Raw genomic sequence first — 12,252 nt, forward strand, 5'->3', positions numbered from 1 at the left:
TGGTTCATATCATTCTTCCACCGTCCGATTACAGTAAGTACACAAGCCTAGGTGATATGGCTTCTATAAATCTCTGTGTTTCACGTGGAAGAAGGGCAATATGGGCAATACGAAGGACAATACTCAGCAGCACCGGATTATTCCTGCCGCGATTCTCGGGACTATTATCGGCCTGGTTATGGCTGCGGGCATTGCCGGTTATTTGGAGCGCGAAACCCTTGCCGATATTTACTTCTATCTCACCATAGATAATGTGACATTCGAGCCTAATGGAGAAATCAGGCAATGAGGCGCATCCATGGATTTACCCTCGTTGAATTAATCATAACATTAGCCATTGCCGCCATTTTAGTGACTATGGCGGTACCTTCATTTACCAACACAATACGGAACAACCGTTTGGTTACGGATACCAATAACCTCATTACGGCCTTTAATCTGGCCCGGAGTGAGGCTATCAAGCGCGGCGTATCGTCGGCTATCTGCTCAGGAAGCGAATCCGCTGGCTGTGGAGGGAACTGGAACAGTGGTTGGATTGTGTTTGTCGATAGTGATGAAGACTGCGCCTATACCGCAGGGACAGATACCTTGCTACGGGTCTACGAGGGGTTAGAAAACAGCACCCTGGAAGTAAAACAGGATAGCAGTTCGGAAACTTGTACTGCCTTCAATTCTAGGGGCATGAATACAACCGCCGAATTCGATAAGGAGTTGACCTTCACTTTATGTAGCCCAGGTCTGGGAAAAACCAGAATATTAAGCATTAGCCCCTTAGGTCGGACGAACAAATCAGAAGGCGCGTGCTGAGGTAAGCGCTACACATTGGACAAATAAATCCAACTAACTTGGAATAAGTTCTTACTCGGCATAGCTCTTCCTCAACATCAGAATATCTCCTTGCTGGGCAAATTCAAGCCGGGACAGGGCGCTCATTCCGAGTAGCACCTGCGGGTCTGGTGCAAAAGGATTAATACTAGCGCGGATGTTCCTTAACACTATTCCGCCAATATCGACGCTATCCAACATCGTCCGGTAGCCGGTAATTACGCCGCTTGCTGTTTTGCTCGTGTGGGGCGTCCCGCGGACAAGGCCAAGATCTTTAGCGAGGGTTTCAGGGACTACTACAATAGTAGCGCCGGTGTCGAGCATAAAGACAACCTCTTGATGGTTGATGCGCCCTGTCACTACGTAGTGCCCTTGCCGATTTCGCTTTAGGACCACTTCCTGCATGCCCTCGGCTGTCGCAGTGAGGGCTGGATTTTGGTTTGGGTTGTTCCACATATCGAGCACATATTGAAATAGCAGCGCCAATAAACCCAATATTACCAACCAGCCGGCACCTACCAACCCAGCGCCGATTCTAATTCGTCTTTTCGGCTTTTCATAAGAACGTTCCAGCAATTCCCTTGCACGCGCTAATTTCTGCGCCTTTTCTCTCATATAGTCACGGTCGTACAGCCCCATGGCCCTCAGCTCCATATTTTCATCATCCGCCCGCTGAACAGCTGGGCGCTAATTAAAGAAACCGGCGAAGCCGGTAAGATAGAAAAACTTTAAGCCATTCCACCAATCATTCACTCAACTCGAATACACGCCTTCACCATATGAGGTAGCTGGAATACAATAGCGGGCGTTTAGAAGCGCACTATAGGAAACTTGCTTCTCCCTTGGTTCTACATTATCGGTGCGTTCTCAACGATGCTTCAGAATTGTCGCTAACGATCCTCGCAAATTCGCCCGCCGGGATAGTGCAGTGTTGAGACCACGGTACTCTGTGGATTATGCAAAATCGCCGTATCTCCCGAATTGTTCCATATAGGCCGCCCTAGCGCCGTAGAATTTACCCGAAGGGTTTGGCCAGAATTGAGACTTCCCTCCAGTGCAATCTCATGACCTGCTTCATCCGCCACTATCCAACCAGTTAAATCCAAACGCCGGGGGCCAAAATTCTTGATCTTGATCCACTCGCCTGCCAGGTTGTTATTATCATTTCCCGGAGCATCAGGATGCACACAGATAATCTCTAGCATCGACTTTCTATCTGGTGAAGATGTTGCCTGTATACCCTCTAATTCTTCTTGTGGAGATACCGGCTCACCTAGTGCAATCACCACCGGGGCATGGTCACTGACGGTTTTCCGAGCCAGATTATGGCTTATTCCGAGGCGCTGAGGGAAACGATCGATCCGGGTTTCCTGGATTTTCAAGGCATCCGGTCGGTACCAGATATTATCGTAGAGATTGGCATACCGGCCCTCTTTGGCGGATAAAGTGCTCGCCCCTTCCCGGATAGCGGGTTTTAGGACTCTGGCCAGATCCCGGAATCCAGCTGATTCAGGGGGCAAATTAAAATCACCCGTCAGAATCACCGGATCCCCTTCGGCTACCTCTTCTTCCAGCCAATTCACATAATCGTCAAGCTGCCGCGCTTCTCGACGGCGCTCATCCCGGCTATCTCCATAGATGACGTGCACGGTGGCCGCGGTCCAGCGATACTGACCATTGTCGGTCTGAAATCGCGCGGCAAAAGGCTCGCGGGCAAAGAGATCACCCGGATCCAAATAGACCACGGCGCCGCCCACATAATCGACGACCTCTTCACGCCAGATAAAAGCATAAAATTCTTGGTAGCGCTTGGATCTCCCGACGCTCGTTTCCGAAACTAGTGAAGACCAATCCGCTCCCGTCTGTTGCTCCAGAGCCTGGACCAGGCGTTTGACGGCAGCCCCACTCATCACCTCCTGGAGAGCGACGAAATCGTAGGGGGCCACTACTGCCGCGGTTGCACTCCAGTCCCGCTTGGTCCCCCACCCTAGGTGCTTGGTATTCCAGCTGGCAATAGTGAGCGCCTGGGCCGAGATCCCAGGCAGAAGAAGAAAAATTAGGACTAACAGCCGTTTACCCATGATAGCTACTCCTTAATCTTCGGTTCAATTCAGAAATAGCTGGCAATGCTACGTGAACTTGAAGAGCCAAAACCAGGGCGCGACCGGACCTATCAAAGGAGATTCAGGAGGGAATTACTACGGAATCAGCGAGATATGAATGCCAGAGGCTGATTGAGGGTGAGTGGACTCAACAAACTAAGCGGAGAAAAACCAGGCGCACCCCGGACATAGGCAACGCTGGAGGTCAATCATTCAGAAAAGAGTTCGTGAAGCCGAAAACCTGATTATTTGACTCAACCTATAAAGAAGCACTTACCTATGAAACAGCGTCGATGGCAGCATTGCTTTCTTGCACTACTTTACCTTTTATTGCCCCCTACCCTTTCGGCAGATGAAAATGTTCTCGATCAAGGCTGGTTCCTTAACGCCTGCCAACAAGCACTCACGAAAAAGATAGAAGCGCCTGAAACTGCCTTCAGCAGTGGCTACTGCTATGGCTACCTAGAAGGCCTACGGCACACAGGAAAAATAGCGAACGATTTTGTCACTCGACCCGAGCTATGGGGCCGTCAACTCTGGTGCATCCCTGAAGAAGAAAGCCTTGAAGCAGTGACACAGGCTGTAATCGCCGAGCTGAAGACTCCTCCTGGCAACGGCAAAGCCTCCTACCCGGCCGCGGTCATGAAATCCTTGAAAAAACGCTATCCCTGCCCATAAGCCGCTGAACTAACTAGCGATATTGCCGATATATCTTAAAATTCAACTCAAGAGGTACGGTGTATGGCTCGTCGCCGATCCAATGTCATGGAAGGCATGTACGACATCTTTCTTCGGACACCTTGGTGGGTCAGCCTCTTAGTGGCAGGTGCAGCATATGCCGCTCTTAATTTTGGCCTGCCCGCCTACATCGATGACAACAATTTATTCTTAAAGCCACTGGAGCAGGTGGGTCCACTGTTCGCACCTTGGATAGCAGGCTTTATCTTGTTGACGGGCGCCTTTGCGCAGCTTGGCAAACGATCTCGCCGGAAATTACTGGATCGCCAATCGGCCATCGACTCGATCCGTGCCATGAGTTGGCAAAGCTTTGAAAAACTGGTGGGCGAGTTCTATCGACGGCAGGGGTATAGCGTGGAGGAACGCGGTGGTGGGGGCGCCGATGGCGGTGTTGATTTGGTATTGCGCCGGCAAGGCGAAGTCATTCTCGTTCAGTGCAAACAATGGAAAACTAGGCAGGTCGGGGTCGCTAAGGTGCGCGAACTCTACGGTGTGGTGGCTAGTGAAAATGCTACCCGGGGAGTCCTCATCACTTGTGGTCAATTCACTCCCGACGCTAGGGCCTTTGCCAAAGGAAAATCGCTGGAGCTGGTAGATGGGACAGCGCTGCTGGAGCGAGTAAGTAAAGTTCAAAAGCACAGCAAAACTGATCCAGCCATCGCCTCTCAGCAAAAACGCGCTACCCACATAGCTCCCGATTGTCCACTTTGCGGAAAACCGATGGTGCTCCGAAAAGCTCGGAAAGGAAGTAATGCCGGTAAACAGTTTTGGGGTTGTAAGGCATTTCCTCAGTGTAGAGGTGTAAGGAACTATCCATAGGACAAAAAAGCTGGAGCTTAGTCCAGGAAATCTTAACCCTAGAACCCGATTATCAGGTGTTATCTGTGGTCATCCCTATCAGCAGCCAGTTCTTCGATCTCTTTGTCAATCGCAGGTAGCAGCACATCCATACAAAAACTTTGCATGCTATGAGGTGTATGCTCGGCGATATATTTGAGCTTAAGCAGGTAGGGTTCCGGTAGCCGCAGGTTGTAAACTTTGGCAACATCCTCCCTTACTTCGGGGGCTTCCCAGGGTAACCCCTTGGAAGGAAGACGTGCTTCGGTCTGGCGATGCTCAGCACCCTCAATAAAGGATTCTATTTTGTCCTTTTGCAGACTAGATGGTTTGCGTGTTAGGCGACTCATCATTCCCATATACCTCTCGGTAAAAAAAGTCGATCTCGGCGGCCGCCTTGGTATCCTGTGGATGAACTTCAGAGACAGAAAGGCCGTCACGGGCAGCTTTCCGGTAGGCTATCCTGTCGCAGATAATCGTTCGTGCTAGGTTTAAGTGCTCAAATTCCGCCAAGATATTTTGAGCCTCTTTTGCCTCGCCCACAGAAGGATTTGGGCTCGCGCGGTTGATCACCACCCAGGCATTGAGATCCTGATTCAAGCTTTGGGCTTGCGCAACAAGACTGTCCATTCGATCCAAGGTCCATACATCAAACTGCGAAGCCTGGATCGGGGCATAAACCCGATCAGCAACGACCAAAGCAGCACGCAGTTCCACCGAGTCGCGGCCACCTGCATCCACAATGATGTCCTCATAACGCTTAGCGAGGTCTTGAAGCTCACTAGCCAAGGCCTTACCAAATTTCTGGATAGAGTTCACACGCGGACTGGTCCCATTTTCCTCCCGTGTAGCGGCCCAGTAGCTCGCGCTACCCTGGATATCGGTATCCACTAGCAAGACATCATGACCCGCATTGGCGCGCTGGGCAGCCAAGTTCGCCGATAGCGTTGTCTTCCCTGTTCCGCCCTTCTCGCCACCGATCAAAATGATGCTCATGTTGGCCCAATCCTATAATATGGGATGATATGATATGAAATCATACGACTTTATACAAAGCGCTGTCATAACTTCGGAGAGAATTCACCACAGAATTCTCGTTAACCTAAAGCTGCTGACAAGAACATTCACTCGCCAGTAAGTCTTAGTGGGGAGCAACCATAGCTCTCTTTGTTGTATATTTTGGAAGTTGCTTTCCTTGCCGCATCTGTTACATAAGGTGACCAAGATGACAAAAACTACAACTATTGCTTTAGCAAACCAAAAAGGAGGCGTAGGAAAAACCACTACAGTGGTCAACCTAGCCTATGCTCTCTCCCAGCAAGGAAAACGCGTGCTGGCAGTAGATATGGATCCCCAAGCAAGCCTCACCCTCTACTGTGGCCATGACCCCAGAGCACTAGAACAGCAAAAGCACACAATCTATTGGGGGTTAATGAAGGATAGTGGTCTTGCCAACCTAGTGATCGCCGGCAGCCCCTCACTCCTTCCTTCAAGTATTCAGTTAGCTAAAGCAGAGCCGGAATTTGCACGAGAGTGGGACTCAATCTCAATTCTTAAAGAAAAATTGCGTGGAATCCGAAATGATTACGACTTCGTCCTAATTGACTGCCCGCCGACCCTCACCTTGCTTACCATCAATGCTCTTACCACAGCCGATACGGTATTGATACCCGTCAAAACTGACTATCTCTCAATCATGGGTATTCCTCTGATGTTAGAAACCATCGAGGACGTGAGGCGGCGCCCCAACCCACGCCTCGAGATCGTCGGTGTGTTACCGACCATGTTTGATGTGCGCAATAGTCACGACAATGAAGCTCTTGCTGAACTTCGCAACTCTTTGGAGCCGGATATTCACGTCTTTGATCCTATTAACCGCAGCACTAGCTTTGATAAATCAGCGGCAGAAGGGCGTTCCACTCTTGAGCTTCTCCCAAAAGCCCCTGCGGCACAGAATTACTTCCAGTTAGCCGATCTTCTGGTGGCACACTATGGCTAAAAAAACTTCACCCCTTGCCGGGAAGATTAATCGAAATGTTTTTTTTCACACCTCCCTAGACCTGCCACGCATCATCGAAATAGACCTTAAAAATCTCAGGGAAAATCCAGATCAGCCCCGTAAAGTCTTTGATGAAACAGCATTGCAAGAGCTTGCTGACTCCATAGAACAACACGAATTGATTCAGCCTATCGCAGTTGCACCAGATCCCGAGAATGAAGACGGTTACATTGTGGTAGCTGGTGAGCGCCGGTTTCGCGCTTTTAAGCAACTTGGGCGTGAGACTATCCCAGCCATTGTTACTCAAGGGAACCATGATGAGATCGCCTTAATTGAAAACCTCCAACGTGTGGACCTGAATCCGCTTGAAGAAGCTGAAGCGCTAGAACAAATTATGGACCGCTATGACTACACTCAAATTGAGCTAAGCAAAGTAATTGGTAAAGCCAGGAATACCGTTAATGAGCTCTTGCGTCTCAATACGCTGCCTCAGGAGATTAAAGAGGAATATCGGAGTCGGACGTCCGACTCTGTAGTGTCGAAGTCAGTACTCATTGAGCTTACTAGGATAAAGAACAAAGACAAACAGCTGAAGCTGTGGGAAGAGCTAAAGGCAGGGGCTACCGTGCGGGTTGCGAGGAAAGCAAAAAGAGAGGGAACAGCAAATAAGATGTCATCCTCTCCCGCCATGCAGCTGCTTTCTGCTGGAAGAAGATTTACAAAAAAGCTGGAGGGAATTGCTGCTCACGACTTAAACAATGAGCAATTCTCTACGCTGCTTGAGCTACGCGAAAAAATAGATAATTTAATTAATACCTTAGAGGAAAAGGGTGACAGGCGATTTTAATCCGCCTTTCGGATTAATCTTATTTTTTCTCTATTGCGGAATAACGGGTAGCTCAACTCTACGGCCTAATATTAAAACCCAATAGCCACAGAGTCGGACGTCCGACTCCGAATATAGAGCAGGGGTGATTCTGCTCTCGGAGCTTAAAAGTCTAATTCTTGGCGATCACCATTTTATACCCATGCCGTTTCCTCCTTGCCTGAATAATCGCGAGCTGCTTCCGTCCCTCTTGATAGCTGGCGCAGGGAAAGTTTTCTATCCGTCCTAGCTGGGTTTCTTTCCCTCCCCATATTCGAGTCAGCACCCAACAGCCCCAGAGGTCTGGATGGAGCCGCGCTTCATAATAACGGGACCCTTTTTCCCATTGAATGTAGATCCATTCTTCAGCCATCGCAGCGCCCTTTTTCCTACAAGTGCACGCTTGTCATAGAGCTTAGAGGGATCATTCGATACTGATGCGATGATGCTAAGTTATATGAAAAAGTATCAAAACAAAAGTTTCAGTAATTTAGGTTTAAAATTTTCGGAATATGAATGTGGTTTTTAATTGATATATAGGCGTTTTTTTGTCAATGGCCCCAGTCTTTACGAAAAAAGGTTTCAAGTTATATATATGAAAATATCAATTTCAGAAAATCGCGAATCCGGCGCTTATGGTACTGTAAGCGCAACAGGAGATTAAAAGCCGCATGGAGCACTCGGCCCGATTTCGAACTGGGGAGGCATTTTGATAATGGAGAAAAAAGCCGTGGATTTCTGGCAGGCACGAAAAGACTTCCTCGCGCATCTGCACTACACCAAGGGGTACAGCCAAGGGACCTGCTATGGCTACAACTCGGATCTAGGCATCTGGGGCCGGTGGCTGGAAGAAGCCGACAAGGACTGGCGTCAGGCGACCCATGTGGACACCGAGCAGTTTGTGGCGTGGCAGATGCGGGAGCGGGGCACGAAAGCACATATCGTGGCCCGCCGCTCCAGCTGCTTGGGCTCGTTTTACAAATGGGCCATGAAAAACGCCTTGGTGGAGTCGGACCCCATCTATCTGGCTGATAAACCCAAGCGCCCCTATCGCATTCCTATCTGGCTGGAGAAGGAAGAGCAGCTGGCTTTCCAGGAAGCTGTCCGACGGGTTGACGATTTGCCCGAGAACATCTTCGGGCGTCCCCGGGAGCATATCAAAGCGATCCGACGCCGCTATGATTTCCTGTTTGGCCTTATTCTCAACAGCGGCCTGCGCATCAGCGAAGCCCTGGCGGTGAAAATCCGGGATGTGCGGATAGTGAACGGTGTGGCCAAATCCGTGCGGGTCATCGGTAAGGGAAACCGGGAACGGCTAGTGCCTTTGCCGGAGGCCTTCGGGCAAGTGTTCGGGGCCTGGCTACAGGGGAGGGGAGGAGACGACTTCGTATTCGCTAAGGCTCCAGGGGAAAAACCACCTGGACCCCATGCGGTGCGAACCTATCTGCGGCGGCTCATTGAGCGGGCGGGCATCGACAAGCCAGTGACCCCCCACAAGCTGCGCCACACCTACGCTACGCGGCTATTGGAGGCGGGTGCTGAGTTGGTGGATATTCAGGTCTTGCTGGGGCATGTGGATTTGTCCACCACCCAGATTTACACCCACGTAAGCGAAGAGCGGATGGCCGGGGTGGTGGCGAAGTTGTAGGAAATGGGAAGAGGTGATCTTTATGGCTGTCAATTGTAGAGCTTAGAACTTAGATGGGATTGAAAATCTTTCCAGCTTCAATCAGAAGGTGATACCCAAGTCTTTCTCGGCGCAGCTTTGACAGATATCTTGACCCAGCATGTGACCGGCGTTTACTCGTTCTTTGCAATGTCCACAGACACGGAAAAACCGCGGCGTTTCAAGCGACTTCATTTGGGCTGCCGCAAGTTGCTCGTTTGTAGGACATTTGGACCACCGGCGGAAAACCTTCCAGCTGAGTGCCGGATGATAGGGTCCGTTCCATGTGACCACCCCTACTTCGAGAACGGTTTTGCCGTCTCTTTCCGCTAGGCGCGTAAATTCGGTAATAAACTCATCGTCGGTCATTGCTCCTGGCCTCTGTGCATTTAGGACGTGATGAAGTTAGCCCTGCCCCTGTCTCCGCCCCTTGGCCAACAACACCGCCGCCGCATTTTCTTCAAACCGCTGTGCCTCCTCGATGTATTCCCACACTGTCCCATCATGCACCCAGCCTCCCTGACGCTTGATGGATTCAAAGGAGGCCCCGGCACGATGGGCCGTGGTGGCCAGACTCCGACGCAGGCTATGGCTGCTCAGTCCCGGCACGAAGTCGAGACTCACCTGGCTGGCCACGGCTTTCAAAACAAGATTCACGCCCGCTGGATGGAGAGGCTTGTCCAGAATGGCTTCCCAGCGGTTCACGCGTCGAAAGAGGGGACCGGCTTCGATGGAAGCGACCTTAAGCCAGGCCTTCAGTGCCGTGACGGGGCACAACTCGCCTTCCCCGTAGGGCAGGGCTTTCAGCCGTCCTTCCCCGCGTTGATCGGTTTTCGAGCGGGGCACGGTGATGAGAATTCCTTCCGGCTCCCACTGCAGGTGCTCCAGGTGTACCCCCACCAATTCGCTGCGCCGAAACGCCCCGAAAAAGCCCACCAACAGCAAGGCCCGGTCCCGGCAGGCTTTAAGACCCGACTGCCTGGCGAGGTGATTCACCATCGCTTCCAGATGCTCTAGGCGAAAGGCCTTGGCTTGGCGTTTGGGTTTTCCCTGCTGACGGGCGATGCCCTGGAGGAGTTTACGGATTTCCGGTACCGCCGTGGGATCGGGAAATCCTTGAAGTTGATGCCAGTGACGCAAGGCCGTTAACCGCAACGACAAGGTGCGGGGATTGAGGGTCTCGGCATGGGCCAGCAGGTAAGCCCTCACCGTAGGGGCTTCTGCCGGCAAGCGGCCGCCCCAGCGCTCAAAATGACGAATCGCCGAGCGGTAAGCCCGCCGGGTGTTCTCCGCCGTGGCCGCTTCAATATAGCGCTGGTGCTGGCGGACTAAGGCGCCTTCGGGCTCTTCAGAAGCGGTGGCTTCCTGGACGGGTAGAGGAGGAGTTAAAGCTCGGCGCATTTTCTTTTCTCCCACCTGCGAAGCAGTCCAAGATTCCAAGATAAAGAGGTGAAAAGTACCGCATTTAGCGGGAGGGTTCCAAACAGGGATTCTCCTGTTAAAGGCCTAATGTAGCAGGAGTGCAGGCCCTGGAAAACCCTTGCCACATCATCCTGCCTTGCGTCCCTGCGAGATGCTCCCATCACCTTAGCTAGACGGGATCATAATTTTCTAATTCTGTAGCTAGCTTATTATGAAGTCTATTAACAATGTCCTTTACTTTAGATTTTTCAGAAAATTTCTTGATACCCTTAAGGCTAAAGCGCTGGTTTTCCAATAGATAACTAAGATTATGTAGTTCTTCAGTAAGGTAATCAAACTTATGACTCCGCTCTTCAATTTCCTTGAGCTCACGATTCGCATCATTCACCAACTCTTCTGTTCTTGCGGTAATGCAATCTTTAGTAAGTTTTAGTCTAATAGCTTCAGGGATCTCCTTAGTAATTTTCGTGTTTTCAATAGCAGTAAAAACCATAGCTTTTTGATAAGCAATCCAAATACATTGAGATCCAATTAAATGTCTGATTCGATAATGCGGAATGCGATGAAACTTAGAGCAATCAAGGTCCAAAAATCCCTTTTTAAGTTCCCTAACGTCAAAATGATCTTTTTCATCTCGATACATTTTTAGAATATCAAGACAACGAGCCCAGTTGTGATTCACAATTCCAAAGGCTTGTTCTACCTCCGCTGCAATAATATCAATTGCTCCTTCTAAATATCGCTGCTTAATTAGCTCATACTCTTTTTGCCGAAAATATAAGTAAAGCCCCAAGCAAGGTACAGCTAGTATAAATAAACCCCTGATTATTTCTTCCCACATATATCAATAACTTATTATTTTTTATAACAAGTCGGGCTAGAACTATTTTTCAATCAATAGACCTGCCCTAGCCCGTTGAACGGCATTCAACGCCCAGGTATAAAACTCTTCTCAGGATGATGTTTCATTTTCCCTTTCTCTTATTAACGCCAGTGAAGACTCAAGATGCCCCATTGCCGTCACAAGGGCTTGTGTACTTTTTTCGCCGCTTTGGACTTGTTGAACAATTGCCCGTGACTTTTCAATCAATTGGTTAATTACCCGCATATCATGCTTAAGTACATCGAGTTCCCATGCGGCGGATTGCATACGACCTCTATACGCGGCTTGTCGTTCTGAATTGGTCATCGCCATGATGCCTCTTCCTCCAAAGTCGTTAGGAACATTATATTAACCGACGGTTAATATTTAGTAACTATATTAAGCATCAAAATAGCTTTGATGATCGCCACCACGGCGGCGGGCGCTACGCTTACCTGCCTTGCCGTGGATAGCCTGGTCCTTCGGGCTGGCGCTGTTCCAGGAAGGGGCTCAAAAGAAAGTTTAGCAGGAAGAAAAGGTGGCTCTTGGGGGTTGTGAACGCATTAAGCCACATTTAAGCACATGGGGGCCATCAATGATGATGGCCCCCATGCCAGTAGACTTCCTTCCCTGGAGGAGGTTATCTCTCCGTGCCTAGCTTAAGTTTATAGCAACAGATAACTACTCCACTCGTACATTCCCTTTTCAATTAAACTTATTAGCGAGTTAATCAACCTTCCTAAAAGTACCTCAATCAATACCTCAGTTACCTTCTCACCTAAAATCAAGCTTGAAAGACAACAGTTAATTGCTGATACTATCATTGTACGTTTCTCCTAAAATTATACGTACACCTTACTTACCGCCAATACAACACCACTGCGAATGGCAATTATTGGCGGCACCAAACTAGCCCCCGCTCCCTCAAGCGGGGGC

The 12,252-nt window shown here is 49.9% G+C and carries 16 protein-coding genes; 7 read left to right on the top strand and 9 right to left on the bottom strand.

Annotation, left to right across the window (positions count from 1 at the left end; genetic code table 11):
- Positions 1-100: 100 nt before the first annotated feature.
- Both NHAL_RS19375 and NHAL_RS19380 read left to right on the top strand, forming a co-directional pair.
- Complete coding sequence (locus NHAL_RS19375; protein WP_013028106.1) at positions 101-289, top strand: hypothetical protein; 189 nt, start codon at positions 101-103, stop codon at positions 287-289.
- A complete protein-coding gene (locus NHAL_RS19380; RefSeq protein WP_013028107.1) occupies positions 286-807 on the top strand; it encodes a GspH/FimT family pseudopilin in 522 nt (173 codons plus the stop codon). The genes NHAL_RS19375 and NHAL_RS19380 overlap by 4 nt, the downstream gene beginning before the upstream one ends.
- Before the next feature lie 51 nt (positions 808-858).
- On the opposite strand, the gene NHAL_RS19385 is transcribed toward NHAL_RS19380, so the two are convergent.
- Entirely contained in the window at positions 859-1,464 is a 606-nt protein-coding gene (locus NHAL_RS19385) for a retropepsin-like aspartic protease family protein (RefSeq protein ID WP_013028108.1), read from the bottom strand.
- Positions 1,465-1,715: 251 nt separating this feature from the next.
- Positions 1,716-2,906 carry a lamin tail domain-containing protein gene (locus NHAL_RS19390; RefSeq protein WP_013028109.1) on the bottom strand — a complete coding sequence of 397 codons (1,191 nt, stop codon included), beginning with the start codon at positions 2,904-2,906 and terminating at the stop codon, positions 1,716-1,718.
- A 300-nt stretch (positions 2,907-3,206) separates the two neighbouring features.
- Here NHAL_RS19390 and NHAL_RS19395 point away from each other — a divergent pair, with 300 nt between their 5' ends.
- Positions 3,207-3,605, top strand: coding sequence for a Rap1a/Tai family immunity protein (locus NHAL_RS19395; RefSeq protein ID WP_013028110.1), 399 nt, complete (start codon positions 3,207-3,209; stop codon positions 3,603-3,605).
- Positions 3,606-3,668: 63 nt separating this feature from the next.
- On the top strand, positions 3,669-4,484 hold the full coding sequence (locus tag NHAL_RS19400) for a restriction endonuclease (protein ID WP_013028111.1): 816 nt from the start codon (positions 3,669-3,671) through the stop codon (positions 4,482-4,484).
- 59 nt (positions 4,485-4,543) lie between these two features.
- Here the strand turns inward: NHAL_RS19400 and NHAL_RS19405 are convergent, their stop codons facing one another.
- Positions 4,544-4,855: a hypothetical protein gene (locus NHAL_RS19405; RefSeq protein WP_013028112.1), complete on the bottom strand. Its 312-nt coding sequence runs from the start codon at positions 4,853-4,855 to the stop codon at positions 4,544-4,546.
- Entirely contained in the window at positions 4,824-5,498 is a 675-nt protein-coding gene (locus NHAL_RS19410) for a nucleotide-binding protein (protein WP_013028113.1), read from the bottom strand. Before NHAL_RS19410 ends, NHAL_RS19405 begins: the two co-directional genes overlap by 32 nt.
- 229 nt (positions 5,499-5,727) lie before the next feature.
- On the opposite strand from NHAL_RS19410, the gene NHAL_RS19415 reads away from it, so the two are divergent.
- The gene (locus tag NHAL_RS19415) at positions 5,728-6,501 is read left to right on the top strand and encodes a ParA family protein (protein ID WP_013028114.1); all 774 of its coding nucleotides are present in this window, start codon (positions 5,728-5,730) and stop codon (positions 6,499-6,501) included.
- A complete protein-coding gene (locus NHAL_RS19420; protein ID WP_013028115.1) occupies positions 6,494-7,348 on the top strand; it encodes a ParB/RepB/Spo0J family partition protein in 855 nt (284 codons plus the stop codon). The genes NHAL_RS19415 and NHAL_RS19420 overlap by 8 nt, the downstream gene beginning before the upstream one ends.
- 151 nt (positions 7,349-7,499) lie before the next feature.
- Here the strand turns inward: NHAL_RS19420 and NHAL_RS19425 are convergent, their stop codons facing one another.
- The gene (locus NHAL_RS19425) at positions 7,500-7,739 is read right to left on the bottom strand and encodes a WGR domain-containing protein (RefSeq protein ID WP_013028116.1); all 240 of its coding nucleotides are present in this window, start codon (positions 7,737-7,739) and stop codon (positions 7,500-7,502) included.
- Positions 7,740-8,081: 342 nt separating this feature from the next.
- Between NHAL_RS19425 and NHAL_RS19430 the strand changes: the two genes are divergently transcribed.
- Positions 8,082-9,014: a tyrosine-type recombinase/integrase gene (locus NHAL_RS19430; RefSeq protein ID WP_013028117.1), complete on the top strand. Its 933-nt coding sequence runs from the start codon at positions 8,082-8,084 to the stop codon at positions 9,012-9,014.
- Between the two features lie 81 nt (positions 9,015-9,095).
- On the opposite strand, the gene NHAL_RS19435 is transcribed toward NHAL_RS19430, so the two are convergent.
- The 4 genes from NHAL_RS19435 to NHAL_RS19450 all read right to left on the bottom strand — a co-directional run bounded on the left by NHAL_RS19435 (position 9,096) and on the right by NHAL_RS19450 (position 11,649).
- Complete coding sequence (locus NHAL_RS19435; protein WP_013028118.1) at positions 9,096-9,401, bottom strand: hypothetical protein; 306 nt, start codon at positions 9,399-9,401, stop codon at positions 9,096-9,098.
- 36 nt (positions 9,402-9,437) lie between these two features.
- Positions 9,438-10,433, bottom strand: a complete 996-nt coding sequence (locus NHAL_RS19440; RefSeq protein WP_013028119.1) for a tyrosine-type recombinase/integrase — start codon at positions 10,431-10,433, stop codon at positions 9,438-9,440.
- Positions 10,434-10,623: 190 nt separating this feature from the next.
- Positions 10,624-11,295, bottom strand: a complete 672-nt coding sequence (locus tag NHAL_RS19445) for a hypothetical protein (RefSeq protein WP_013028120.1) — start codon at positions 11,293-11,295, stop codon at positions 10,624-10,626.
- 111 nt (positions 11,296-11,406) lie between these two features.
- Positions 11,407-11,649 (bottom strand): hypothetical protein, encoded by a 243-nt coding sequence (locus NHAL_RS19450; protein ID WP_013028121.1) that lies wholly within the window; start codon positions 11,647-11,649, stop codon positions 11,407-11,409.
- Positions 11,650-12,252 lie beyond the last annotated feature (603 nt).

Source organism: Nitrosococcus halophilus Nc 4 (genome assembly GCF_000024725.1).
In the GTDB taxonomy this organism is placed as follows: domain Bacteria; phylum Pseudomonadota; class Gammaproteobacteria; order Nitrosococcales; family Nitrosococcaceae; genus Nitrosococcus; species Nitrosococcus halophilus.